The organism is Buttiauxella gaviniae ATCC 51604 (assembly GCF_001654835.1).
Classification (GTDB): Bacteria; Pseudomonadota; Gammaproteobacteria; order Enterobacterales; family Enterobacteriaceae; genus Buttiauxella; species Buttiauxella gaviniae.
Genome location: NZ_LXEP01000008.1, coordinates 128657 through 154572, shown reverse-complemented (window position 1 = coordinate 154572; position 25916 = coordinate 128657). Strand labels below are relative to the sequence as shown.

Genomic DNA, 25916 nt, shown 5'->3' with positions numbered 1-25916 from the left:
GCGGGCTGCCTCAGGCGGCCCGTTTTTATATGAAGCATGAGCTGAAAAGTATAAGGAAAAGAAAATGTCAGAAGCCATGAAAATCACGCTTTCCACCGCGCCTGCCGATGCGCGCTGGGGCGAAAAAGCCGCATACAGCATCAACGACGAAGGGATTACCCTGCACCTGACAGGCAAAGATGACCTGGGGTTAATCCAACGCGCCGCACGTAAAATCGACGGCCAGGGTTTGAAGCACCTACAGCTGGCAGGTGAAGGCTGGGATGTCGAGAAAAGCTGGGCATTCTGGCAGGGCTACCGCGCACCAAAAGGCACGCGCAAAGTTGAGTGGGCGCAGTTGGGTGAAGCCGAGCAAAAAGAGCTGAACAACCGCCTGAAAATCATCGACTGGGTGCGCCACACCATCAACACGCCAGCCGAAGAACTTGGCCCGGAGCAGCTGGCTTCCCGCGCGGTTGACCTGCTGTGTGACGTAGCCTGCGACCACGTTTCCTACCGCATCACCAAAGGCGAAGACCTGCGCGAGCAGAACTATATGGGGCTGCACACCGTTGGCCGTGGTTCTGAACGCGCCCCGGTATTGCTGGCGCTCGATTACAACCCAACCGGCAACCCGGACGCACCGGTTTACGCATGCCTGGTCGGGAAAGGCATCACCTTTGATTCCGGCGGCTACAGCATGAAACAAAGCGCGTTCATGGACTCCATGAAATCCGACATGGGCGGCGCTGCCACCATTACCGGCGCGCTGGCGTTCGCTATCACTCGCGGTCTGGACAAGCGCGTGAAGCTTTTCCTGTGCTGTGCCGACAACCTGGTGAGCGGCAACGCGTTTAAACTGGGCGACATCATTAAGTATCGCAACGGCAAAACCGTTGAAGTGATGAACACCGATGCCGAAGGCCGCCTGGTGCTGGCCGATGGCCTGATCGACGCCAGCGCCCAGAAACCTGAACTGATCATCGACTGCGCAACCTTAACCGGTGCCGCGAAAACCGCATTGGGTAACGATTACCACGCGCTGTTTAGCTTCGACGATGGCCTGGTCAACCGTTTGATGGCGAGTGCCGCGGCAGAAAGCGAACCGTTCTGGCGCTTGCCGCTGGCCGAGTTTCACCGCAACCAGTTGCCATCTAACTTTGCCGAGCTGAACAACACTTCAAACGCGTCCTTCCCAGCAGGTGCCAGCACGGCGGCAGGCTTCTTGTCCCACTTCGTGGAAAACTATCATGAAGGTTGGCTGCACATTGACTGCTCTGCTACTTACCGTAAAGGTGCGGTTGAGCAGTGGTCCGCTGGCGCAACAGGCATTGGTGTACGCGCGATTGCGAATTTGTTGACTGGAAAGTAACGTTACCTCAAGTTAATGTCGGATGTCGCTAACGCTAATCCGACATACGAAGGTAATGAAAGCAGTTGTAGGGTGGATTAGCGAAGCGACATCCACCATATTGCTGGTAAGCGAGCGGTGGATGGCACTTCATTTATCTACCAAACAAATTCTCATTCTGTTTTCCCCTGGAATTACCATGTCAGAAGCAAAAAACGAACTCGAAACGCTGCTTGAGCAGGCCGCCACGGAACCCGCTCACCGCCCGGCATTCTTCCGCGTGTTACTGGAATCCACCGTTTGGGTACCGGGTACCGCCGCTGAAGGCGAAGCTATTGACGCCGATAGTGCAGTCGAATTGCAGCACTGGGAAAAAGATGACGGCACATCCGTCATTCCCTTCTTCACCTCCGTTGAAGCGCTGCAACAAGCCATCAGCCACGAGCAAGCGTTTGTGGTAATGCCGGTGCGCACACTGTTTGAAATGACGCAGGGCGCGACGCTGTTCCTGAACGCGAAATTGCCAACCGGCAAAGAATTCACCCCGCGTGAAATCACCCATTTAATCAGCGACGAAAGCGACCCGTTAACTCAGCAGGAAGTGCTGGATGGCGGGACATCTTTGCTGCTTTCCGAAGTGGCTGAGCCACCGGCACAAATGGTCGACTCGCTCACTACGCTGTTTAAAAACCTGAAAACGGTAAAACGTGCGTTTATCTGCTCCATTAAAGAACATGCAGATGAACAACCGAACCTGCTGATTGGTATTGAAGCTGAAGGTGATATCGACGCGATTATTCGCCAGGCGGGAAGTGTTGCAACGGACACCTTACCGGGCGACGAGCCAGTCGATATTTGCCTGGTGGCGGAAGGTGAGAAGGGCATCAGCCACTTTATGATGGCGCACATTACACCTTTCTATGAACGCCGTTGGGGCAGTTTCCTGCGTGATTTTAAAACCAACCGGATTATCTGATTTTTTATGCTGTTGCCTGCAACAGCAATAAATCAATCAGCATCACCAGATTCGACTCAAATGAAGTGATCCCGGCGGCTTCTGCCGCATAGTGGATTGCCTCGTCATACAGCGGAAAATGCACATCAGCCAGTTCGGATAAACTGTTTGGCGATGCTCGCGTGAACGCCACAATCGACATCCCCACATTTTGCGCGACCCGCGCCTTATCCAATACTTGCTCTGTTTCACCGCTGCGAGAAATGGCGACAAACACCTGATACTTTGAGGCGTTACTTAAAAAGATGCCCCGACTGTCGCCCGGCCCGGAAATAAACGCCGTTTTCCCCAACACCTGAAGTTTCTTGGTCAGGTATTCCGCGAATAAATAAGAAAACCCGGCTCCGTACAAAAAGAAACTCTCTTTTTCCCGCAGTAATGTCGCAAACTCCGCCATCAGTTCAGGCGTGACCCAACGGAAAGTCTGGCGGTAATTATCGACAAACTGATCAAATAAAACCGGCAGTTCGCTGGTGGACTGAGCAGGTTGGTTAGCAATGTGCGGGGTGCTGGAAAGTAGCTGCTTACAATGCCAGATAAACTCGCTGTAACCGCTAAATCCGAGCTTCTGGCACAGTCGCATAATGGTGGCGCTGGAAACAAAAGTCACCTGAGCAAGTTCCCGCACCGTGATATTACCTACCAGCAATGGGTGGTTTGTCACGTGCGAGAGAACGCGGTATTCAGCGCGGGTTAAAGATTCCCCGCGCTCAAGAAGACCTGCCAGTCGGTTGTCCATTACTGTGCTTGAGCAGGTTCGACGGGTAAATCCGGTCGTGCTCCCCATTCACTCCAGGAGCCGTCGTACAATGAAACACCGTTAACGCCAAGCGTGGTTAACGCCAATACCACCACTGCTGCTGTTACGCCTGAACCGCAACTGGCGATAATCGGTTTATCAAAGCTCACGCCCTGGCGGGTAAAGATTTCACTCAGTTCATCGGTAGTTTTCAACTGACCATTTTCTACCAGATCGCCCCAGGGTACGTTCAGCGCACCTGGAATATGCCCACGCCTTAAACCAGGACGAGGTTCATCCGCTTGTGCGTTAAAACGTGGAGCAGGGCGAGCATCAACAATCTGCGCAGTGCCTTCATGGCTAACCAGCAGAACATCGGTCAGGCGCTTAATCACCATTGGATCGAAATTCACGTCGAAATCGCCTTCCGGCAATTCAACATCACCTTGCTGTAGAGGCAGTTCTTCACGCTGCCAGTCGGCCAGGCCACCAGCCAGAATCGACACACTTTCAACGCCGAAAGTACGCAGCATCCACCATGCCCGCGGTGCGGAGAACAGGTTGCCTTCATCGTAAACAACCAGATGTTTATCACTACTGATACCCAGCTCTCGCATGGCGACAGCAAAGGCTTCAGCACGCGGCATCATATGTGGTAAAGGGCTGGTGTGGTCGGAAAGGGCTTCGATATCGAAAAACACTGCGCCAGGCAGATGGCCGGCACGGTACTCAGCCTGCATATCACGTAAATGTTCCTGACCAGCTGGTGCCATGCGAGCATCAATAATCTGGATGTTCTCATCATTAATATGTTCTGCGAGCCAGTCGCCCGCAACGAAGAAAGTGGTGGACATGGTTGCCTCCGAATCGTTATTTACTCTCGGATTGTCGGTGTTTTTCACCAAACCGACAAGCAACCATGTCCAGGTGCGCGAGGTGCCTCGTATTTATTGCAAAACTATTTCACAGCCTCGCCATCTTTCCAGGCCTGTTGCAGTTGCGGCCAGTAATCGCGATTAGCTTCAATCATATCGTCGAGAATCGCTTTTGCATGTTGCATAGTAGGCACGGTGCGGTTGAGCGTAAACGCCTGCAATGCCTTTTCATAACTGCCTTCGATAGTGGCTTCGACCAGCAATTGTTCTGAAGCTAGCTGCTGCATCAATAATGTCTGATGGAACAGTGGAACCGCACCCATGCGTACCGGTTCTGGCCCTTCGGAAGTGATATAAGCCGGGACTTCAACCATTGCGTCATACGGCAGGTTGGCAATCGCCCCTTTGTTTTCCACAATCACCAGGTGACGCTGGCGCAAATCAAAGGCCAGTGAACAAGCGACATCAACAATAAAGGCACCGTGTACGCCAACATGGAATGCGTCCGGCAAAATCCCGGTTTTTTTGTATTCATCCGCCGCTGCAAACAGCTTCTTCTCGCGCCCATCCATCACTTCGTTGGCACGAGTGTAATCAGGGTTTTGGTGCTCAACGATGTCGTTTGGCATTAGGTAATACTGCAAATACGGGTTCGGCAGATATTCCGGGAAATGGTCCATAATCGGCTTAATGTGACGCCAGGTTTTCACCCATGACGGGTCGGAATGTTGCGGATCGGTTTGTGCGGCATCTTCTGTCAGTAGGCCAAACTTAGCGATATGGCGGCGCAGCTCCGGCAGGCGGTCTTCTCCATCAACCAGCACGCGGGTAAACCAGCCGAAATGGTTCAGGCCGAAGTAATCGACTTCCAGCTTGTGGCGATCAACCCCAAGAATGGCACCCATATTGCGCATTGCCGCCACCGGCATATCGCAAATATTTAACACGCGAGCTTTCGGGCGCAGACGACGAACCCCTTCAGCAACAATTGCCGCCGGATTGGAATAGTTCACAATCCACGCTTTTTGATGGGCGTAACGCTCAACAAAATCACATAACTCGACCATAGGCAAAATGGTGCGCAGGCCATATGCCAGGCCGCCTGGCCCGCAGGTTTCTTGCCCAACCACACCATGGCGTAGAGGGATTTTTTCATCCTGCTCACGCATCTTATATTGCCCGACGCGCATTTGTGCGAAGACAAAATGGGCACCACTAAAGGCAACTTCTGGGTCAGTAGTTACGGTGAATTTTATGCTTTGGCTATGGTCGCGAATGACTTTCTCAACCACCGGCGCAATCACTGACTGGCGCTCACCATCAATATCGTAGAGGCGAATCTCAGCTAAGGGGAAATCAGCCAGGCGAACCATCAGGCTTTTAACAATGCCCGGCGCGTAAGTACTACCGCCACCGGCAATGGACAAAATAAATGGGGGTTTAAACATCATTGACTCCTTTAGAGAAATGTCTCTACTGCTTCACGCATTTTTTTGACATGCAGCCCGTAGACCACCTGAACGTTATTACCTTGTTTAATGACCCCTTTCGCACCCGTTGATTTCAGGCGGGGTTCGTCGATAACTGACACATCGCGCACCGTGACTCGCAAGCGGGTGTAACAGTTGTCGACTACTTCAATATTGGCCCGGCCACCGAGGCCTTCGATAATCGCTTCACCCAAGCCATCGTTGCTGCCTTTGGCTTGATACTCTTGTTTGCTATACAGTTTTGTCTCCTGGTCATCACTCTCACGCCCCGGCGTTTTCATATCGAAACGGCGAATCAGGAAACGGAACACCAAGAAATAGATAACCGACATCACCAGCCCGACCGCGATGTACATCGGCCAGTTGGACTTCTCGGTGCCAAGCGGCAGGTTATAGAGAATGAAATCGATAATTCCGTTGGCACCGATGGCGTGAACGCCCAGCAGATAGAACAGCATCATGCCAATACCAGTCAGTACCGCATGCACGCCGAACAGCAGTGGGGCGACAAACAGGAAGGAAAACTCCAGTGGCTCCGTAACACCAACCAGCATGGATGTCAGGGCTGCCGGGATGAGAATGGCTTTGGCTGCTGCATTGCGCTCAGGTTTCGCCGTCATATACATCGCAAGGGCCGCAGCAGGGAGGCCGAACATTTTGCTTATGCCGCGTGCATCCCAAACAACGGTGCTGCTAAGTTGATGGACGCTCGGACATGCCATTTCTGCGAAGTAAATATTGCGCGCGCCCTGGTAAACGCTGCCGCAAACATCGGCAGTCCCCCCTAATTCGGTATACAGGAATGGGGTATAAACAAGGTGATGTAGACCCGTTGGCACCAGAATGCGCTCCAGGAAACCGTAGATGGCAACGCCAAATGCCCCGGCACCTTTAATAGCCAGCGCCAGTGCGCTGATACCATGCTGAGCAAATGGCCAGAGTTCACTCATCACCACGCCAAGCAACATTGAAACCGGCAGTATAATAATGGCGACAAAACAGTGGCCGGAGTAAATGGCCATCGCGCCAGAAAACTGTACGCTGGAATAGCGGTTGTACAGATATCCTGAAAGCGCCCCGGTCAGTATCCCGGCAAAAACACCCATCTCAAGCACTTGCACACCTAAAACCATGCTTTGCCCAGCGGCCCGCATTTGGTCGGCAGGTGCTAATTCGCCCTGCAATTGCAACGTTACATTCATCGCATTAATGAAGACGATAAAAGTGACCAGGCCAATCAATGCTGCATATCCTTTGTCTTTTGCAGCAAGGCCAATTGGGATCCCAACGCCAAACACCAGAGCCAGGTTTGCCAGTACCGAAACGGCAGATTTAGCGATCAGCACACCCGTATGCTGAATAGAAGAGTGACCGAGGAACGGTAAGTACTCGGCCAGGTTTCCATTGCCCAATACATTACCAAACGCGATAAATAAACCGACGATGGGTAAAATAAGTACTGGGCCGTAGAGCGATTTTCCGAAGTTTTGTAGGGCATTAACGGCACTTTTCATTTAGCAGTCTCTTATTATTACTTTGGCTAAACACCGCGTTGAGGCAGCGACTCAGCCAGAAATGTAGCAAGAAAAAAGGCACTTCATCTATCTATCCTATTGTTTTAAAAACAAATGACTCACAAAGTAACATGTAACCTTTCAGGTTGTGATCGCGCTTGCACTTTGAAACGACACGCTGATGAAACCGTTGCACGATGCCAGCTTCCCTTTGCGAGCGAGTACGCAATGCAGAATTTGGATACTTTCGTTTTTCTGATGAACCCGCATAATAGTTGTAGAACTTGGTGATTTAATGGGCCCTATCGGCCAGGGATAAAAATGAGATCAATTCGTCTGGTAGGACTGGCAGCAACGCTAATGGCTGCTTTGGCACTTGCGGGCTGTGACAATAACGACAAACCAAAACCGGTGGCGAAGAGCGAAACTTCCGCTCAGCAACAGGTTGCTGCCCCAGTTAAGCCTGATGCCCCGCAGCTTGAAAAACTGGCGAAGGATTCAGCAGGCAAGCCGCTTAAATTGCTTGATGCCTCTGAAGTACAGCTTGATGGCGCAAGCACGTTGGTACTCACGTTCTCGATTCCCTTAGATCTCAACCAGGATTTCTCCCGGGTGGCGCATTTAGTCGATAAAACCAGCGGGAAAGTTGATGGTGCGTGGGAGCTTTCAGCCGACCTCAAAGAATTGCGTTTACGCCATCTCGAGCCGAAACGTGAACTGATTTTGACCGTTGATAGTGGGCTGCTTGCACTAAATAAAGCGACATTCGATAGTAATTTTGAGAAGCAAATTTCAACCCGTGATATTCAACCGAGCGTTGGTTTTGCCAGCCGGGGGTCATTACTTCCGACCAAAGTTATTGCCGGTTTACCGGTCATGGCGCTCAACGTCGATAAAATTGACGTCAATTTCTACCGTATAAAAAGTGAATCACTAGGTTCCTTTGTTAGCCAGTGGCAATACCGAAACTCAGTATCTAATTGGGAATCGGACAATCTATTAAAACTTGCTGACTTAGTTTACAGCGGCAGGTTCGATCTTAATCCGGCACGTAATACCCGCGAAAAATTATTGCTACCGTTAGGCGAGATTAAGCCGCTGCAACAGCCAGGCGTCTATATCGCCATTATGAATCAGGCAGGCCATTACAGTTACAGCAACGCGGCGACGTTGTTTACTTTAAGTGATATCGGGGTGTCAGCTCACCGCTACCATGACCGCCTGGATGTGTTTACTCAAAGTCTTGAAAATGGTGCTGCACAATCAGATGTCGAAATCACGTTGCTTGATGAAAAAGGGCACACGCTTGCACAGGCTAAGAGTGATGGCGATGGTCATGCGGTGCTTGAGAAAATAGAAAAAGGCACGTTGTTGCTGGCGAGAACAAGCGAGCAGACGACGATGCTAGACTTAAACCGCCCGGCGCTGGATCTGGCCGAGTTTAACATTGCTGGTGAGCCCGGTTTCAGTAAGGAGCTGTTTATGTTTGGCCCAAGGGATCTCTACCGCCCTGGGGAAACAGTACTGCTGAATGCATTGTTACGTGATAGTGACGGGAAGGTATTACCAGCACAGCCAGTAAAACTGGAAGTTGTAAAACCTGATGGCCAAGTCGCCAGAACGCAGGTCTGGCAATCAGAAAATGGCTTATATCAGTTCAGTTATCCGCTAAGTCAGGATGTACAAACGGGTAACTGGCAAGTGCGTGTAAATACGGGTGATAACCAGCCACGCATTTGGGCTTTTAAAGTTGAAGACTTCATGCCGGAGCGTATGGCTCTGAACATCGCAAACCAATCGCAATCCGTTGGCCCTGATGAGTCTGTGAATTTCCAGATTGCCGGGCGTTATTTGTACGGTGCACCAGCTTCCGGGAACAGCTTGCAAGGGCAATTGTTCCTGCGCCCATTACGTGAAGCTGTATCGGCCTTACCAGGCTTCCAGTTTGGCGACATTAACGAGGAAAACCTCACCCGAAATCTTGATGAGGTTCAGCTTCAGCTTGATGAACAAGGCAAAACAACGGTAAGCACAGATAGTCAATGGGCAGATGTTCACTCACCATTACGGCTGGTACTGCAAGCCAGCTTGCTAGAGTCAGGTGGCCGTCCGGTAACACGCCGTGCGGAGCAAGCTATTTGGCCTGCGGAAGCACTACCGGGCATTCGTCCTCAATTTGCGAGTAAAGAAATTTACGATTACCGCACCGACAGCACACGAATCCAGCCGATAGTCGACGAGGACACGAACGCAGGTTTTGATATCGTTTATGCCAATGCTAAAGGTGAGAAACTGGCGGTCTCTGGTCTTGAGGTGCGTTTAATTCGCGAACGTCGGGATTACTTCTGGAACTGGGAAGAGGGCCAGGGCTGGCAGTCTCAATACGATCAGAAAGATCTCGTAGAGGCTGAACAAAAACTGGATCTTGCCGCAGGTGAAACCGGCAAAGTGGCTTTCCCGGTTGAGTGGGGTTCCTACCGTCTGGAAGTTCGCGATCCTGACACTAATATCGTCAGTAGCATTCGTTTTTGGGCAGGCTACACCTGGCAGGACAACAGCGATGGAGAGGGGGCTGTGCGCCCTGACCGTGTAACGCTGAAAATTGATAAACCGAGTTATAAGCCTGGTGACACCATCAATCTGCATATTTCTGCTCCGGCGGCTGGCAAAGGCTATGCAATGGTTGAGTCCAGCGATGGCCCGCTGTGGTGGAAAGAAATTGATGTTCCGGAGAAAGGTCTGGATATCGCTATTCCGGTCGATAAAAGCTGGCAGCGGCATGATCTGTATCTCAGCACGCTTGTTATTCGACCTGGAGATAAGAGCCGTGCCTCCACGCCAAAACGTTCTGTTGGGATTTTGCATCTGCCACTGGGAGACGAAAGCCGCAGACTGGCGCTTTCTTTAGAAGCACCAACTAAAATGCGTCCGAATCAAAACCTCACGGTTAAAGTAAAAACCAAGCCGATTAACGGTGAAATGCCAAAGCAAATTCATGTGCTGGTTTCAGCTGTGGATAGCGGCGTGCTGAATATTACCGACTACAAAACCCCAGATCCTTGGGAAGCCTTCTTTGGCCGTAAACGTTATGGAGCGGATTTATACGATATCTATGGCCAGGTCATTGAGGGGGAAGGGCGGCTTGCGGCTTTACGTTTTGGTGGTGATGGCGATGAAGGTGACGAATTAAGCCGTGGCGGTAAAAAGCCGGTAAACCATGTCACTATCATCGCTCAGCAAGCTCAGCCAGTGCAATTAGACGCAAATGGTGAAGGTACTGTCACGCTCCCTATTGGTGATTTTAATGGTGAGCTACGGGTTATGGCGCAAGCCTGGACCAACGACCACTTTGGTAACAGTGACGAAAAAGTTGTTGTTGCGGCTCCGTTGGTTACTGAACTTGCAGCACCACGCTTCATGGCCAGTGGTGACAGTAGCCGTTTGGCTATGGACCTCACCAACCTGACAGACCAACCTCAACAACTTAGTATTAACCTGAAAACTACCGGCTTGATTGCATTGAACTCTGCTTCAGTGCAATCCGTGACGTTACTACCGGGTGCACGCAAAACCGTGTTTATTCCGGTTCGCGCATTGAACGGCTTCGGTGATGGGGAGTTAGCAGCACAAATTACCGGACTTAGCTTGCCTGGTGAAACTTTTGCCCCACAGCAAAAACAGTGGAAATTAGGTGTTCGTCCTCCGTTCCCGGCGCAAAACATCAACAGTGGTGCGGTGCTTGCAGCGGGTGAAGTTTGGGATATTCCACCGCAACACATTTCCGGCCTGGCACCTGCAACACTTGAAGGCCAGGTGCTATTGAGTGGTCGGCCGCCGCTAAACCTCGCTCGCTATATTCGCGAACTGAAAGCCTATCCATATGGCTGCCTGGAACAGACTACTAGTGGGTTGTTCCCGTCGCTTTATACCAACCAGGCACAGTTAGCAGCTCTGGGCATTACAGGAACTAGCGATGAACAGCGCCGCGCTGCAATCGACCTGGGGATTGCTCGCCTGCTGGACATGCAACGCGACAACGGCAGTTTCGGCCTATGGGACAAAGAAGGGCCAGAAGAATACTGGCTAACAGCGTATGTGACCGATTTCCTTGTTCGTGCGAGTGAGCAGGGTTATAGCGTTAATACTGACTCGCTAAATAAAGCTAACCAGCGCCTGCTACGTTATCTCCAGGATTCCGGAGTTATCGCTTTACGCTACAGCGATGATGCTGCTGCCAGTAAATTTGCTGTTCAAGCGTACGCCGCTCAGGTATTAGCTCGTCAGCAAAAAGCACCATTGGGCGCCTTGCGTGAACTTTGGTTGCGCCATAGCAGCGCTCGTGCAGGCTTACCGCTGGTACAACTTGGTGTGGCACTGAAGTTGATGGGAGATGCACCACGAGGTGATGAAGCTATCAAGTTAGGTTTGCAAACCAGCCGTAGCGACGAACGTATCTGGATGGCAGATTATGGCAGTGAGTTGCGTGACAAAGCGATGATGCTGAGCCTGCTGGAAGAGAACAAATTGCTACCAGAACAGCAGAATCAATTGCTGATGGACCTCTCTAATCTTGCATACAGCCAGCGCTGGCTTTCCACGCAGGAAAGTAATGCGTTGTTCCTGGCGGGTCGCAACTGGCAAACGGCGAAAGGGGATTGGCAGTCACAGGTATCTTTTGCAACCGAATCATTATCGGGTACTCAATCAGCGACTCGTAATTTGTCTGCTGAACAACTCGCTGGCCTACAGATTACTAATAACGGGACGGGTAATCTCTATCTTCGATTAGATACGGTTGGTTATCCACAACAGGCTCCAGCGCCTTACAGCAACGTGTTGCACATCGAACGCCATTTCCTTGATGCGAAAGGTAACAGCAAGTCGTTGTCAGAATTGAAAAGTGGTGAATTGGTGATGGTCTGGCTGGATGTATGGGCAGATAAAAATGTGCCTGATGCTCTGGTCGTTGATTTGCTGCCTGCCGGGCTTGAGTTGGAAAACCAGAACCTTTCTGAAAGCAGCGCCAACCTGAGTGACAGTGATAGCCAGATTCAGGGCTTGTTGAACCAGATGCAGCAGGCGGATATCCAGCATATGGAGTTCCGTGACGATCGCTTTGTTGCCGCGTTACCGCTCAATGAAGGCCAGCATGCGACCCTGGTTTACCTTGCTCGCGCTGTGACTCCGGGAAGCTATAACGTGCCGGTTTCACAAGTGGAGTCGATGTATGTACCTCAGTGGCGGGCAACAGGAACCAGCACCGGCATGCTGACTGTTCATCCGTAACTGGCAAGGCAAAATGCTAAAGCCATTTCGCTGGCAGCGCCGCTATTTCCTGGTGGTGCTGCCAATTATTTTATGTCTGGGGATTTGGCTGGCAGACCGGCTTTGGCCGCTGCCGCTTTCTCAGGTGAATACCGCACGGGTTGTCGTCGCGGCTGATGGCACACCCTTGTGGCGTTTCGCTGATGAGAACGGGATCTGGCGCTATCCGGTTACGTTAAACGATGTTTCACCTCGTTATCTCGAAGCTTTAATCAACTATGAAGATCGCTGGTTCTGGGATCATCCGGGAATTAATCCTCTATCGATTTTGCGTGCAGCCGGGCAGGATTTGCTTAGCGGCAAAGTGATTTCCGGTGGCAGTACCTTGACGATGCAAGTCGCCCGCTTGCTCGACCCGCACCCTCGCACATTTGGGGGCAAAATCCGCCAGGTTTGGCGCGCTTTGCAACTCGAATGGCATCTATCGAAAGAACAAATTCTCACGCTCTACCTTAACCGCGCACCGTTTGGCGGGACGTTACAAGGAGTGGGGGCTGCCAGTTGGGTTTACCTCGGAAAATCCCCTCAACACCTAAGTTATGCTGAAGCTGCTTTACTGGCGGTTCTTCCGCAAGCGCCAAGCCGTTTGCGCCCGGATCGCTGGCCTGAGCGGGCGCAAGCCGCCCGTAACAAAGTTCTTATGCGTATGGCCGAGCAAGCCGTCTGGGAGCCACAGCAGGTAAAAGAATCTCTCGAAGAACCGGTATGGCTGGCGCCACGGCAAATGCCGCAATTGGCGCCGTTGTTTTCACGCTATCTGGTGAACCGCAGCAAAGAACAGAAAATAACGACAACGCTGGATGCGCCATTGCAGCGCCAATTGGAAGAGCTGGCACTGAACTGGAAAGCTCAGCTCCCGCCACGTTCATCAATGGCGATATTGGTTGTCGATCATACCACCATGGAAGTGCATGGCTGGGTTGGTTCAGCCGATATCACCGATCAAAGTCGTTTCGGGCATGTCGATATGGTCACCGCAATTCGTTCACCCGGATCGGTGCTGAAACCCTTTGTTTATGGCCTGGCGCTGGATGATGGGCTGATTCACGCCACGTCATTGTTACAGGACGTACCGCGCCGCTTCGGTGATTACCGGCCAGGAAATTTTGATACTGGTTTTCATGGCCCGGTCAGTATGAGTGAAGCGCTGGTGCGTTCCCTCAATCTCCCGGCGGTTCAGGTACTCGAAGCCTACGGCCCGAAACGTTTTGCCGCACAATTGCGAAACATTGGTTTGGATTTGCGGTTCCCGCAAGGCAGTGAACCTAATCTCTCGCTGATTCTTGGCGGCGGCGGTGCGCGTCTTGATCAGATTGTCGCTGCATATAGCGCCTTTGCCCGTCATGGTAGAGCTGCTCAGTTACGTTTACAGCCAGAGCAACCATTAGTCGAGCGCCCATTGATGTCGGCTGGTGCGGCCTGGATTATTCGCCGTATTCTGGCAGGAGAGGCACAGCCGCAGCCCGATGCCACATTGCCTGCCGTTGTGCCTTTGGCCTGGAAAACAGGCACCAGTTATGGATATCGCGATGCGTGGGCCATTGGAATTAACCCACGTTATTTGATTGGTATCTGGACAGGACGCCCGGATAGCACACCGGTTGCCGGGCAGTTTGGCTTAGGAAGTGCCGTGCCGTTACTTAATCAAGTTAACAACTTACTACAAGCCAACTCTGGTGTGCAGCAGGCGCGGCTGCCCGTTGACCCTCGTCCGTCTTCTGTTTCCGAAGGGAAAATTTGCTGGCCGGGTGGGCAGAATTTGCCAGCCGCAGACAGTAATTGCCGGCGCAAATTAACGGGTTGGTTACTCGATAACAGCGAGCCGCCCACGCTTGAAGCACCAGGCCAGGAAGGAATTCAGGGATTAAGAAAGGTCGTCTGGTTAGATGGACAGGGAAAACGCGTGGCTGCTGATTGCTCGGGAGCAAGGCAGCAGACTATCTCTTTGTGGCCGCTGCCGCTTGAACCATGGTTACCGGTGAGTGAAAGACGTGCAGCCCGTTTGCCGGAATTGTCAGAGCAATGCCCGCCCCAGCAGAAAGATGAAGTTACGCCTTTATTGTTGTTAGGGGTTCGCGAGGGCGCTATTTTGAAGCGTCTTCCTGGTGAATTGCGCTTACCGCTTCGTTTAAGTGTTCAGGGAGGACAGGGCGATCGCTGGTGGTTTTTAAACGGTGAACCGGTTAGTGGAAATAGTAGCGCAATCGCACTAAATCTGGATAAACCGGGAGCGTACCAGGTTTTGGTTCTTGATGAAGCTGGGCAGATTGCCGCCGCTCATTTCGTATTGCAGTAGAGCGTTAGTCTAATTTTCAGGCGTTCGCATTAAAATGTTGCCGATATTCATCTTATTTTAAAAAAATGTTACCTGTATCCATAGGCAACGCGAGACTTGCTCATTATAATCGGCGCCAAATCATAACCGGTTATCCCTTCAGGGGCCGGGCAAACAGAACAGACACAGAGGTAATCATGGCTATTGAACGTACTTTTTCCATCATCAAACCAAACGCGGTGGCAAAAAACGTTATTGGTAATATTTATGCTCGTTTTGAATCCGCAGGGTTTAAGATTGTTGGCGCAAAAATGCTGCACCTGACTTCTGAACAGGCTCAGGGCTTCTACGCTGAGCACGAAGGCAAGCCTTTCTTCGATGGTCTGGTTGCGTTTATGACTTCCGGCCCAATCATGGTTAGCGTACTGGAAGGCGAAAATGCCGTTCAGCGTCACCGTGACATCTTGGGTGCAACCAATCCGGCAAACGCTTTGGCTGGTACTCTGCGTGCAGATTACGCTGACAGCTTCACCGAAAACGGCACTCACGGTTCTGATTCTGCCGAATCTGCTGCGCGTGAAATCGCTTATTTCTTCGCTGAAGGCGAAGTTTGCCCACGCACTCGCTAATAAGCATTAACTGTTAAGCGACAGTTACATTTTATTTGTATGTACGTCGCTTTCAGCCATGGCTTCTGTGCCATAGAATTTGTACAATGCTACGCCCCGGATGAGCTTGCTCTTCGGGGCGTATCTTTTTAACCCACCTGGGGCCGTAACGTGTAACAACGAGGCCGGAAGAAATTATGTCAGAGCAAATTATCACTCCTGAGACACCAGTTTCAGTCGTTTCCAACAAGTCCGAAAAAATCAACCTGTTGGATCTTAACCGCCAGCAACTGCGTGAGTTTTTTGCCGAAATGGGCGAAAAACCATTCCGCGCCGATCAGGTCATGAAATGGATGTATCACTATTGCAGTGATGACTTCGATGAAATGACTGACATCAACAAAGTTCTGCGTAACAGACTTAAAGAAGTCGCTGAAATCCGCGCTCCTGAAGTTGCCGAAGAACAGCGTTCTGCCGATGGCACCATTAAATGGGCAATCCGCATCGCTGACCAGCTCGTTGAAACGGTGTATATCCCTGAAGAAGACCGCGCCACACTGTGCGTTTCTTCTCAAGTTGGATGTGCTCTGGAATGTAAATTCTGCTCAACAGCTCAGCAAGGCTTCAACCGTAACCTGCGTGTTTCCGAAATCATCGGGCAGGTATGGCGTGCGGCGAAAATTATCGGCGCGCAAAAGAAAACCGGCGTACGTCCTATTACCAACGTCGTCATGATGGGTATGGGTGAACCGCTGCTGAACCTCAACAATGTGGTTCCAGCAATGGAAATCATGCTTGATGACTTTGGTTTCGGGCTTTCCAAACGTCGCGTTACTCTTTCTACTTCAGGTGTGGTTCCGGCGCTCGATAAGTTGGGTGACATGATTGATGTGGCATTAGCCATTTCTCTGCATGCTCCCACCGACGAAATTCGCGACCAGATCATGCCGATCAACAAAAAGTACAACATCGAGACTTTCCTGTCCTCTGTGCGTCGTTATCTGGAGAAATCCAACGCCAACCAGGGCCGTGTAACCGTGGAATACGTTCTGCTGGATCACGTCAACGATGGTACTGATCATGCGCATCAATTGGCAGAATGCCTGAAAGATACGCCATGTAAAATTAACCTGATCCCATGGAACCCGTTCCCTGGGGCGCCATATGGCCGTAGCTCCAACAGCCGTATCGACCGTTTCTCAAAAGTATTAATGAGTTACGGCTTCACTACCATCGTGCGTAAAACGCGTGGTGATGATATTGACGCGGCTTGTGGTCAGCTGGCTGGCGAAGTGATTGACCGCACCAAACGTACGTTACGTAAGCGTATGCAAGGTGAACCTATTGATGTTAAAGCAGTCTGATAAACTATTGCCTTTGTCAGATAAGAACCCTGTGACAGCGATGCCTCGGGGTTCAAAAAACACATAGTTATATCTTGCAGTTATGCAAGTTTAGCGAGTGACTTTAAGATTAATAATTACGGTGCGTTTCATAGCGCTTTAAGGCAGTATGTAACGGTACAACAATAGTTTAGGCGCATCTATTTAAATCATCGCTGGTCGCAATTGACTGACAACATTAAAAATGGTGTCTATGGTTAACTCATCAGTGATTAAGTCGTTCACACAATGCAGCATGTTTATGTGAACAAGTAGTTTGAGCTGAATGTTATGTTGTCTGGGGTTTATCCTCCAGAACACAGATTTGTTTCGCGAAGCGGGAGAGCGTGGTGAAGCGGAAACGCTGTGCTACAAGACTCCGGCCTAATTCCTCAATCGAACAGTCCCAGCAATTGTAGCTAATGAATACTGAAGCCACTCACGAATCAAATGCAGAAAAAACCACGGGTGAACGTTTACGTGTTGCCCGTGAAGAACTCGGTCTTAGCCAACAAGCCGTGGCCGAACGCCTGTGCCTGAAAGTTTCTACCGTTCGGGATATTGAAGATGACAAGGCACCTGCCGAGTTAGCCTCTACTTTCCTGCGTGGTTATATCCGTTCTTATGCACGTCTTGTGCGTATTCCGGAAGAAGAACTGTTGCCAATGATGGAAAAACAGGCACCTATCAGAGCTGCTAAAGTGGCTCCGATGCAAAGTTTTTCACTGGGGAAACGCCGTAAGAAACGTGACGGTTGGCTGATGAGCGTAACCTGGCTCGTTTTGTTCGTCGTTATCGGCCTGACGGGTGCATGGTGGTGGCAAAACCACAAAGCGCAGCAGGAAGAGATTTCGACTATGGCCGATCAATCTTCAGCTGAACTTTCTGCCAGCAACAGTAACTCTCAGTCAGTACCTTTAACTACCAGCGACTCATCTACTGCTGATACTTCTGCACAGCAACCTGTGCAGACCCCAGCGGCATCGCAGCCTGCTCCAGTGACTGATTCAGCATCAAATCAGACTCCAGCAGCAACGGCTCAGCAAACCACTACAGCGGATTCTTCCGCAGTAGTGGCACCAAGCCAGGCACCTGTAGACAATGCGCAAGCCACTGCAACGCCAGCGGCTCCGGCGCAAAATGCCGCACTCCCTACCGATCAGGCTGCTGTGACTACGGCTCCTGCAACTGACCCGAATGCGTTAGTGATGAACTTTAACGCCGATTGCTGGCTTGAAGTGACTGACGCAACCGGCAAGAAATTGTTTAGCGGTATGCAGCGTAAAGATGGCAATTTGAATTTAGCCGGTCAGGCACCGTATAAGTTGAAAATTGGTGCTCCAGCTGCGGTTCAGATTCAGTTCCAGGGTAAACCTGTCGATTTGAGTCGCTTTATCAGAACTAGCCAGGTTGCACGTCTGACAGTAAGTGCTGAATAATTGCAGCCAGCATGACGCGTAATTGTGGAGATTTGTAATGCATAATCAAGCCCCAATTCAACGTAGAAAATCCAAACGGATCTACGTCGGGAATGTGCCAATCGGCGACGGGGCACCGATCGCCGTTCAGTCTATGACCAACACCCGAACCACGGATGTTGAAGCCACTGTTAATCAGATTCGAGCCTTAGAAAGAGTTGGGGCCGATATCGTTCGTATATCCGTGCCAACGATGGACGCAGCAGAGGCGTTCAAGCTTATCAAACAGCAGGTCAACGTCCCGTTGGTCGCTGATATCCATTTTGACTATCGTATCGCCCTCAAAGTTGCTGAGTATGGCGTCGATTGCTTACGTATCAACCCCGGCAACATTGGCAACGAAGAGCGTATTCGCGCCGTTGTAGATTGTGCCCGGGACAAAAACATTCCGATCCGTATCGGTGTTAACGCCGGATCGCTGGAAAAAGATCTGCAAGAAAAGTATGGCGAGCCAACGCCCCAGGCGTTGTTAGAATCGGCGATGCGTCACGTGGATCATCTGGATCGTCTCAACTTTGATCAGTTCAAAGTGAGCGTAAAAGCCTCCGACGTTTTCCTGGCGGTTGAATCTTATCGTTTACTGGCTAAGCAAATTGATCAACCGCTGCATCTCGGGATCACCGAAGCTGGCGGCATGCGTAGCGGCTCAGTGAAATCAGCGATTGGCCTCGGCTTACTGCTTTCCGAAGGGATCGGTGACACGCTGCGCGTATCACTGGCTGCCGATCCGGTTGAAGAGATCAAGGTCGGTTTCGACATTCTGAAATCTTTGCGTATCCGTGCACGCGGTATTAACTTTATCGCCTGCCCAACCTGTTCGCGCCAGGAGTTCGATGTGATCGGTACCGTGAACGCTCTCGAAGAGCGCCTGGAAGATATCATCACGCCAATGGATGTTTCGATTATTGGTTGTGTGGTGAACGGGCCGGGCGAAGCGCTGGTTTCCACTTTAGGTGTGACCGGTGGCCACAAGATGAGTGGTTTCTACGAAGACGGTGTGCGTCAGCGCGAGCGAATGGATAACGAAAACATGATTGCGCAGCTTGAAGCGCGTATTCGTGCCAAGGCTTCCATGCTTGATGAATCGCAGCGGATTAGTATCCAGCAGTTGGAAAAATAGTGCGAAACATGGGAAGCATTCGGCTTCCCGTGTATGATTGAACCCGCCAGACGTTTTGCTAAAGCAAACAGTCTGATTTCGGGTTCATTTTTTGTATAAATTCGGTAGAGAATAAACGTGGCAAAAAACATTCAAGCCATCCGCGGCATGAACGATTACCTGCCTGGCGAAACCGCCATTTGGCAGCGGATTGAAGGCATTCTGAAACAGGTGCTCGGCAGCTACGGTTACAGTGAAATCCGTTTGCCGATTGTAGAGCAGACCCCGTTATTCAAACGCGCAATCGGTGAAGTGACCGACGTGGTTGAAAAAGAGATGTATACCTTTGAGGACCGCAACGGCGATAGCCTGACTCTGCGTCCTGAAGGCACCGCGGGCTGCGTGCGTGCCGGTATCGAACATGGTCTTCTGTACAATCAGGAACAGCGCTTGTGGTACATCGGGCCGATGTTCCGTCATGAACGTCCGCAAAAAGGGCGTTACCGCCAGTTCAATCAGTTGGGTGTCGAAGTCTTTGGTCTGCAAGGGCCTGATATTGATGCTGAGCTGATCATGCTGACCGCGCGCTGGTGGCGTGCGTTGGGTATCGACCAGCATGTTAGCCTGGAACTGAACTCAATTGGTTCGCTTGAAGCACGTGCTAACTACCGTGAAGCGCTGGTTGCGTTCCTGGAGCAGCATAAAGAGAAGCTTGACGAAGATTGCCAGCGTCGCATGTACAGCAACCCGTTGCGTGTACTGGACTCTAAAAATCCGGAAGTTCAGGCTCTGCTGGATGATGCACCTACGCTGGGTGATTATCTGGATGAAGATTCTCGTGAACATTTCGCTGGCCTTTGCCAATACCTTGACGCTGCGGGTATCGCGTATACCGTGAATCAGCGCCTGGTGCGTGGTCTGGATTACTATAACCGTACCGTTTTCGAATGGGTAACAAGCAGCCTGGGTTCTCAGGGCACCGTTTGCGCGGGTGGCCGTTACGACGGTTTGGTCGAGCAACTGGGGGGCCGTGCGGCACCTGCTGTTGGCTTCGCTATGGGTCTGGAACGACTTGTTTTACTGGTTCAAGCTATCAACCCGGAATTTAAAGCTGAATCTGTTGTCGATATTTACCTGATATCGTCAGGTCAGGGAACGCAAGCTGCAGCGATGCTGTTAGCTGAGCAATTACGTGATCAGGTCCCGGCTATTAAGCTGATGACTAACTACGGCGGTGGCAACTTCAAGAAGCAGTTCGTCCGTGCAGATAAATGGGGCGCGCGTGCAGCCCTGGTGCTGGGTGAAACTGAAGTCGCAAATGGTCAAGTCGTCGTGAAGGATCTGCGCACAGGTGAGCAAACTACCGTTGAGCAAGTAAACGCGGTCGCTCATTTGCAGGCGCTACTGGGTTAATTTCCCCAGTGATAAATCGTTAAGGAGAAGGACTGCGTGGAAATTTACGAAAACGATAACGAACAGGTTGATGCAGTAAAACGCTTCTTTGCTGAAAACGGCAAAGCGCTAGTGGTTGGTGTCGTATTAGGTATTGGCGCACTGGTTGGTTGGCGTTATTGGAACAGCCACCAGGTTGAAAGCTCGATGGCTTCTTCCCTCGAGTATCAAACTGTGACAGATGCTGTGCGTGCCGATCAACCTGCAACACTGAGTGCAGCAGAGAAATTCGCTGCAAGCACGAAGAATACATATGGTGCTTTAGCGTCATTGGAATTGGCTCAGAAATATGCTGATAACAATGATCTGGCGAAAGCAGCAGCTCAATTGCAGCAAGGCCTGAGCAGCACCAGCGATGCAAATTTGCAGGCGCTGATCAACGCACGTCTGGCGCGTATTCAAATACAACAAAAGCAATCTGATGCGGCGCTGAAAACCCTCGACAGTATTAAAGGCGAAGGTTGGGTAGCGATTGTTGCTGATTTGCGCGGTGAAGCGCTGCTCAGCAAAGGGGATAAGCAAGGTGCACGCGATGCGTGGAGCAAAGGCTCACAAACTGATGCTTCTCCAGCCCTGCGCGAAATGATGCAGATGAAAATTAATAATTTGTCGAGCTAAGAGGGACCGGATGCAATTGCGTAAACTACTTGTACCAGGGCTGATTTCTCTGACGCTGCTCAGCGGTTGTTCACTGTTTAGCGGTGAAGAAGACGTGGTAAAGATGTCTCCACTGCCGACAGTTGAAAACCAGTTTGAACCTGAAAAATCATGGAGTACTTCTGTTGGTAGCGGTATTGGTGATTTCTATTCCAATCTGCACCCAGCATGGCAGGACGGCAACATTTACGCCGCAGACCGCCGTGGTACCGTTAAAGCCGTTAACGCGGATGATGGTAAAGAAGTCTGGTCTGTTGATCTGTCTGAAAAGACAAACTTCTACTCAAGCAACCTGCCAGCACTGCTTTCTGGTGGTGTAACGGTTGATGGTGCGCACGTATACGTTGGTAGTGAGAAAGCGCAGGTTTATGCGCTTAACACCTCTGATGGTAGTATTGCGTGGCAAAGCAAAGCTGCAGGCGAAGTCCTTTCTCGTCCTGTGGTCAGCGACGGTTTAGTTCTGGTTCACACCAGCAATGGCCAGCTTCAGGCATTTGATGAAACTGACGGTGCAGTGAAATGGACCGTAAACCTGGATATGCCAGCACTTTCTCTGCGCGGTGAATCTGCACCTGCAATAGCGTTTGGTGCCGCAGTTGTTGGTGGTGATAACGGTCGCGTTAGCGCTGTGTTAATGAAACAAGGCCAACTTATTTGGCAACAGCGTATCTCTCAGGCAACCGGTGCTACAGAAATTGACCGTCTGAGCGATGTTGATACCACGCCTGTCATTGTTAATGGTGTGGTCTATGCTCTGGCATATAACGGCAACCTGACTGCGTTGGATCTGCGTTCAGGCCAAGTGATGTGGAAACGTGAGTTGGGTTCAGTAAACGATTTCATCGTTGATGCGAACCGTATTTTCCTTGTCGATCAGAATGACCGCGTTGTTGCTCTGAATGCTGATGGCGGTGTAACTCTGTGGACGCAAAGCGACCTGCTGCACCGTAATCTGACCTCTCCTGTTTTGTACAACGGTTATCTGGTTGTAGGTGACAGCGAAGGGTATATGCACTGGATCAATGCCGATGACGGCCGCTTTGTTGCTCAACAAAAAGTGGACAGTTCTGGTTTCCAGACTGAGCCAGTTGTTGCCAGCGACAAGCTGCTGATTCAGGCGAAAGACGGTACGTTGTACGCTATCAAGCGTTAAATTTGCCTGAAGTATTTTTAAGTGCGAAACGGTTCCGGTAGTCCAGGAGCCGTTTCCTGTTTTTAGAAACGATGTGATTTGACGTCGTTTTAAGATGAATTTTGAGTTATGAGGTTTTAATCATGGTACCTGTGGTTGCGCTTGTCGGGCGCCCTAATGTCGGAAAATCCACGTTGTTTAACCGCTTGACGCGTACCCGAGATGCGCTGGTCGCGGATTTCCCGGGGCTGACTCGCGACCGCAAGTATGGTCGTGCTGAAGTGGAAGGTCGCGAATTTATTGCTATTGATACCGGTGGTATTGATGGCACGGAAGACGGCGTTGAAACGCATATGGCTGCGCAGTCGCTGTTAGCGATTGAAGAAGCTGATGTGGTGCTGTTTATGGTGGATGCACGTGCTGGTCTGATGCCTGCCGATGAAGCCATTGCTAAACACCTGCGTTCTCGTCAGAAGCCAACCTTCCTGGTGGCAAACAAAACTGATGGCATGGACCCGGATCAGGCGGTTATTGATTTCTACTCCCTGGGTTTAGGTGAAATTCACCCGATTGCTGCTTCTCATGGCCGCGGCGTGACAACGCTTCTCGAACACGTTCTGATTCCTTTCATCGACGAAAAAAATCCGCGTGAGCCGGAAGAAGAAATTGATGAAGATGCAGCCTATTGGGCAGCATTCAATGCTAAACATGGCATTGTGTCTGAAGATGACGAAGAGATTGAAGAAGAGGAAGAAGAACCTTTCAACCCTCAGGATCTCCCAATCAAATTGGCGATTGTTGGCCGTCCGAACGTAGGTAAGTCAACGCTTACTAACCGTATTCTTGGCGAAGACCGCGTTGTGGTTTACGACATGCCGGGCACCACCCGTGACAGCATCTACATCCCAATGGAACGTGATGAACGTGAATTCATTCTTATCGACACCGCGGGTGTACGTAAGCGTGGCAAAATCACGGAAACCGTTGAGAAATTCTCGGTAATCAAAACGCTGCAAGCCATTGAAGATGCCAACGTTGTATTGCTGGTGATTGATGCGCGTGAAGGTATTTCCGATCAGGATCTCTCTCTGCTCGGCTTTATCCTGAATAGTGGGCGCTCACTGGTAATTGTGGTCAACAAGTGGGATGGCTTGAGCAACGAAGTCAGAGAGCAAGTTAAAGAGACGCTGGATTATCGTCTGGGCTTTATCGACTTTGCTCGCGTGCACTTCATCTCTGCGCTGCATGGCAGCGGTGTGGGCAACTTGTTTGAGTCCGTTCGTGAAGCCTATGACAGCTCAACGCGCCGTGTAAGTACTGCGCTGCTGACGCGTATTATGTCTATGGCTGCTGAAGATCACCAGCCGCCGTTGGTACGTGGCCGTCGCGTTAAGCTGAAATATGCTCACGCCGGTGGTTATAACCCACCAATTGTTGTGATTCACGGTAACCAGGTAAAAGACCTGCCAGACTCCTACAAACGTTATCTGATGAACTACTTCCGCAAATCGCTGGATGTAATGGGTACGCCAATCCGTATTCAGTTCAAAGAAGGGGAGAACCCGTTTGCTAACAAACGTAACACTCTGACACCGAACCAGCTGCGTAAGCGCCAGCGTTTGATTAAACACATCAAGAAAAGCAAATAATTCGTCGCGGAGATAACCGCTTACGAAGAGTAAAAAACCCGGTTTTTACACCGGGTTTTTTTATAACCGTTATTCCTTAATTTGATACTTACTTTGCAGTTCACTCAAACGTTGTTGATAAGAGCCTGCAAGGCATGCGTTTTTATCATCTTCCTTCCAGCACTCATTTCTTCCTTTAATCCATCCACGCTGCTCGGCTTTAAGCGTTGAATTATTATGGGATTTTGCCAGCGCCTGTTTGTAGGTTTCGGTCAACTTAAGATCCATTGCTGATAGCGTGGTGCTTTGGCAGATAAGGTCTTCCATGCTGCCTTTAGTTACCGCAGCACAAGAAAATGATGGGCCAGCATTCGTTGTGGTTTTCTTCTGCGCAGCCGGCGCAAAACTTATTTCATCCTCGGCTAAACAGACACCATGGATACGGTTTGGACCTGTGTAAGAAATGTCAGGGTTACCTTCTGTTGAACGCATAATACTGATAACCGTTTTTCCACTGGTTGCCTCCCAATAGGTTGGGCTGCTCTGTTTAATCGTCGCTTTTTGGCCATCAACCCAAACGTCACCATTACCGTCGCTGTATACGCCCCCAGTTTTTCCGCAGCTAAAATTGAATGACTGTGGAGGAGTTGCGAATGAAGCCAGAGGAAGTAGGGCAAGCGCAATTAACGTTAGTTTTTTCATTTTCAAACCTTTAGATGAAGCCGGTGATATTCAGTTGATAGTTATAATATAAGTAGCAAATCCATACCCGACAAGTCATAAATCCATATTCAGCACATGTCATTTACATAATATGATTATCTTTAAATAACTCCCTCCTGAATTTTAATGAAAGATAATTTGTTTCTAACATAAATGAAGGTAAGGGGTTTTAATTTATCACTGATACATTTTAGTGATGTTGAAACCTTGATTTTATCTTCTTTGCTATGTATTAATTATACAAAATAAAACACATAAATACGCGGTGAAAATGTTAATGGCTATCCTGCAGGGAATAAAATATGTTGTGATAATGTTTGCTTCTTTGTTATCTTTTTTTGCAAAGGCTGATGACTTAATTCAAAACATTAAAAACAGCCACAGTATAACCTTGTCGTATTTAGATGGAGAATTTCCTTTCTCTTATACGCTTGCAGGTAAGCCTACTGGTGTGGCAATTGATTTATGTGAAAGCGTTGCTCAACATATCAGCAAGGAGATGGGGGGCACGCCGCTTCAGATTAAGTGGATTAAAGTGGCCCCGGCAGCACGCTTCCAGTCATTGATAAACCACCAGTCTGATATTGAGTGCTCAAACATTACAAACTCTATCGAGCGCCAGCAATATCTCTTGTTTTCTATACCTTATTTTTACGCATCCACCGCATTTATTTCCCACAAAGCTAATCACCTCAGTAACACGAAAGTGCTCTCCGGCCACACCATTTTCGTTACATCAGGTGATATAGCGGTGCAAGCGGTGACGAAACTCAATACTAAATTAGGTTATTCACTTTTCACTCATTTAACTCAATCAGCGCTTTCCGGCTTTGAAGATATGAAATCGACAGACAACTCCGTATTTGTTGCTGATGATATTTTGCTGTATTCGCTTAGGGCAACGAGTTCGAATCCCGAAGAATATGCTCTTTCCAATGATAATCTCATCGATGCACAACCCTTTGCTTTAGCGTTATCCCATGAATCCCGCACTCTACAAAAAGAAGTTAACAATGCGATGATGGAAATATTTGCTGAAGGTGAATTTAACAGAATATATAACAAATGGTTTTTATCCCGTATTCCGCCAGATAATATATTGATTAACATGCCAATGTCGGAGAAGTTGAAGAAGGATATTGCAAAATGGAGAGCTGAGTTTCCTGGGTTACCGGGAAAACAATAGTTTTCTTA

General features: G+C 50.1%; 18 protein-coding genes. 13 read left to right on the top strand and 5 right to left on the bottom strand.

What is annotated here, in order from left to right; translation table 11 throughout:
* Positions 1–64 precede the first annotated feature (64 nt).
* Positions 65–1351 (top strand): aminopeptidase PepB, encoded by a 1287-nt coding sequence (gene pepB, locus M977_RS05780; protein WP_064513063.1) that lies wholly within the window; start codon positions 65–67, stop codon positions 1349–1351.
* A 178-nt stretch (positions 1352–1529) separates the two neighbouring features.
* Positions 1530–2306, top strand: a complete 777-nt coding sequence (sseB, locus tag M977_RS05775; RefSeq protein WP_064513061.1) for an enhanced serine sensitivity protein SseB — start codon at positions 1530–1532, stop codon at positions 2304–2306.
* 4 nt (positions 2307–2310) lie between these two features.
* On the opposite strand, the gene M977_RS05770 is transcribed toward sseB, so the two are convergent.
* The 4 genes from M977_RS05770 to M977_RS05755 form a co-directional block, all read right to left on the bottom strand.
* Positions 2311–3084 (bottom strand): MurR/RpiR family transcriptional regulator, encoded by a 774-nt coding sequence (locus M977_RS05770; protein ID WP_064513059.1) that lies wholly within the window; start codon positions 3082–3084, stop codon positions 2311–2313.
* Positions 3084–3938: a 3-mercaptopyruvate sulfurtransferase gene (gene sseA / locus M977_RS05765; RefSeq protein WP_064513057.1), complete on the bottom strand. Its 855-nt coding sequence runs from the start codon at positions 3936–3938 to the stop codon at positions 3084–3086. The genes M977_RS05770 and sseA overlap by 1 nt, the downstream gene beginning before the upstream one ends.
* A gap of 104 nt (positions 3939–4042) precedes the next feature.
* Entirely contained in the window at positions 4043–5407 is a 1365-nt protein-coding gene (locus tag M977_RS05760; protein ID WP_064513056.1) for a 6-phospho-alpha-glucosidase, read from the bottom strand.
* An 11-nt stretch (positions 5408–5418) separates the two neighbouring features.
* Positions 5419–6963 (bottom strand): PTS transporter subunit EIIC, encoded by a 1545-nt coding sequence (locus tag M977_RS05755; RefSeq protein WP_064513054.1) that lies wholly within the window; start codon positions 6961–6963, stop codon positions 5419–5421.
* A 321-nt stretch (positions 6964–7284) separates the two neighbouring features.
* On the opposite strand from M977_RS05755, the gene M977_RS05750 reads away from it, so the two are divergent.
* The 10 genes from M977_RS05750 to der all read left to right on the top strand — a co-directional run bounded on the left by M977_RS05750 (position 7285) and on the right by der (position 24020).
* A complete protein-coding gene (locus tag M977_RS05750; protein WP_064513052.1) occupies positions 7285–12249 on the top strand; it encodes an alpha-2-macroglobulin family protein in 4965 nt (1654 codons plus the stop codon).
* A 13-nt stretch (positions 12250–12262) separates the two neighbouring features.
* The gene (gene pbpC, locus M977_RS05745) at positions 12263–14584 is read left to right on the top strand and encodes a peptidoglycan glycosyltransferase PbpC (RefSeq protein WP_064513050.1); all 2322 of its coding nucleotides are present in this window, start codon (positions 12263–12265) and stop codon (positions 14582–14584) included.
* A 176-nt stretch (positions 14585–14760) separates the two neighbouring features.
* Complete coding sequence (gene ndk, locus M977_RS05740) at positions 14761–15192, top strand: nucleoside-diphosphate kinase (RefSeq protein ID WP_064513049.1); 432 nt, start codon at positions 14761–14763, stop codon at positions 15190–15192.
* 176 nt (positions 15193–15368) lie between these two features.
* Positions 15369–16535, top strand: coding sequence for a dual-specificity RNA methyltransferase RlmN (rlmN, locus tag M977_RS05735; RefSeq protein WP_064513046.1), 1167 nt, complete (start codon positions 15369–15371; stop codon positions 16533–16535).
* Positions 16536–16975: 440 nt separating this feature from the next.
* Positions 16976–17992: a cytoskeleton protein RodZ gene (gene rodZ / locus M977_RS05730; RefSeq protein ID WP_064513044.1), complete on the top strand. Its 1017-nt coding sequence runs from the start codon at positions 16976–16978 to the stop codon at positions 17990–17992.
* A gap of 37 nt (positions 17993–18029) precedes the next feature.
* The gene (gene ispG / locus M977_RS05725; protein WP_064513042.1) at positions 18030–19151 is read left to right on the top strand and encodes a flavodoxin-dependent (E)-4-hydroxy-3-methylbut-2-enyl-diphosphate synthase; all 1122 of its coding nucleotides are present in this window, start codon (positions 18030–18032) and stop codon (positions 19149–19151) included.
* A gap of 117 nt (positions 19152–19268) precedes the next feature.
* Positions 19269–20543 carry a histidine--tRNA ligase gene (gene hisS / locus M977_RS05720; RefSeq protein WP_064513041.1) on the top strand — a complete coding sequence of 425 codons (1275 nt, stop codon included), beginning with the start codon at positions 19269–19271 and terminating at the stop codon, positions 20541–20543.
* Positions 20544–20579: 36 nt separating this feature from the next.
* Positions 20580–21200: a YfgM family protein gene (locus tag M977_RS05715; protein WP_034459176.1), complete on the top strand. Its 621-nt coding sequence runs from the start codon at positions 20580–20582 to the stop codon at positions 21198–21200.
* 10 nt (positions 21201–21210) lie between these two features.
* Complete coding sequence (gene bamB / locus M977_RS05710; RefSeq protein WP_064513038.1) at positions 21211–22392, top strand: outer membrane protein assembly factor BamB; 1182 nt, start codon at positions 21211–21213, stop codon at positions 22390–22392.
* A 122-nt stretch (positions 22393–22514) separates the two neighbouring features.
* The gene (der, locus tag M977_RS05705) at positions 22515–24020 is read left to right on the top strand and encodes a ribosome biogenesis GTPase Der (protein WP_064513036.1); all 1506 of its coding nucleotides are present in this window, start codon (positions 22515–22517) and stop codon (positions 24018–24020) included.
* Positions 24021–24089: 69 nt separating this feature from the next.
* Here the strand turns inward: der and M977_RS05700 are convergent, their stop codons facing one another.
* Entirely contained in the window at positions 24090–24701 is a 612-nt protein-coding gene (locus M977_RS05700) for a lysozyme inhibitor LprI family protein (RefSeq protein ID WP_064513034.1), read from the bottom strand.
* 298 nt (positions 24702–24999) lie between these two features.
* Here M977_RS05700 and M977_RS05695 point away from each other — a divergent pair, with 298 nt between their 5' ends.
* Positions 25000–25908: a transporter substrate-binding domain-containing protein gene (locus M977_RS05695; protein ID WP_064513032.1), complete on the top strand. Its 909-nt coding sequence runs from the start codon at positions 25000–25002 to the stop codon at positions 25906–25908.
* The last annotated feature ends 8 nt before the right edge of the window (positions 25909–25916 follow it).

What these genes read in the sequence shown, in the direction of transcription:
- bamB (WP_064513038.1), top strand. Translation starts at nt 21,211, where the DNA reads ATGCAATTGCGTAAACTACTTGTACCAGGGCTGATTTCTCTGACGCTG.
- sseB (WP_064513061.1), top strand. Translation starts at nt 1,530, where the DNA reads ATGTCAGAAGCAAAAAACGAACTCGAAACGCTGCTTGAGCAGGCCGCC.
- M977_RS05750 (WP_064513052.1), top strand. Translation starts at nt 7,285, where the DNA reads ATGAGATCAATTCGTCTGGTAGGACTGGCAGCAACGCTAATGGCTGCT.
- rlmN (WP_064513046.1), top strand. Translation starts at nt 15,369, where the DNA reads ATGTCAGAGCAAATTATCACTCCTGAGACACCAGTTTCAGTCGTTTCC.
- rodZ (WP_064513044.1), top strand. Translation starts at nt 16,976, where the DNA reads ATGAATACTGAAGCCACTCACGAATCAAATGCAGAAAAAACCACGGGT.
- der (WP_064513036.1), top strand. Translation starts at nt 22,515, where the DNA reads ATGGTACCTGTGGTTGCGCTTGTCGGGCGCCCTAATGTCGGAAAATCC.
- ispG (WP_064513042.1), top strand. Translation starts at nt 18,030, where the DNA reads ATGCATAATCAAGCCCCAATTCAACGTAGAAAATCCAAACGGATCTAC.
- M977_RS05700 (WP_064513034.1), bottom strand. Translation starts at nt 24,701, where the DNA reads ATGAAAAAACTAACGTTAATTGCGCTTGCCCTACTTCCTCTGGCTTCA.
- pepB (WP_064513063.1), top strand. Translation starts at nt 65, where the DNA reads ATGTCAGAAGCCATGAAAATCACGCTTTCCACCGCGCCTGCCGATGCG.
- ndk (WP_064513049.1), top strand. Translation starts at nt 14,761, where the DNA reads ATGGCTATTGAACGTACTTTTTCCATCATCAAACCAAACGCGGTGGCA.
- M977_RS05695 (WP_064513032.1), top strand. Translation starts at nt 25,000, where the DNA reads ATGGCTATCCTGCAGGGAATAAAATATGTTGTGATAATGTTTGCTTCT.
- M977_RS05770 (WP_064513059.1), bottom strand. Translation starts at nt 3,084, where the DNA reads ATGGACAACCGACTGGCAGGTCTTCTTGAGCGCGGGGAATCTTTAACC.
- pbpC (WP_064513050.1), top strand. Translation starts at nt 12,263, where the DNA reads ATGCTAAAGCCATTTCGCTGGCAGCGCCGCTATTTCCTGGTGGTGCTG.
- M977_RS05755 (WP_064513054.1), bottom strand. Translation starts at nt 6,963, where the DNA reads ATGAAAAGTGCCGTTAATGCCCTACAAAACTTCGGAAAATCGCTCTAC.
- M977_RS05760 (WP_064513056.1), bottom strand. Translation starts at nt 5,407, where the DNA reads ATGTTTAAACCCCCATTTATTTTGTCCATTGCCGGTGGCGGTAGTACT.
- sseA (WP_064513057.1), bottom strand. Translation starts at nt 3,938, where the DNA reads ATGTCCACCACTTTCTTCGTTGCGGGCGACTGGCTCGCAGAACATATT.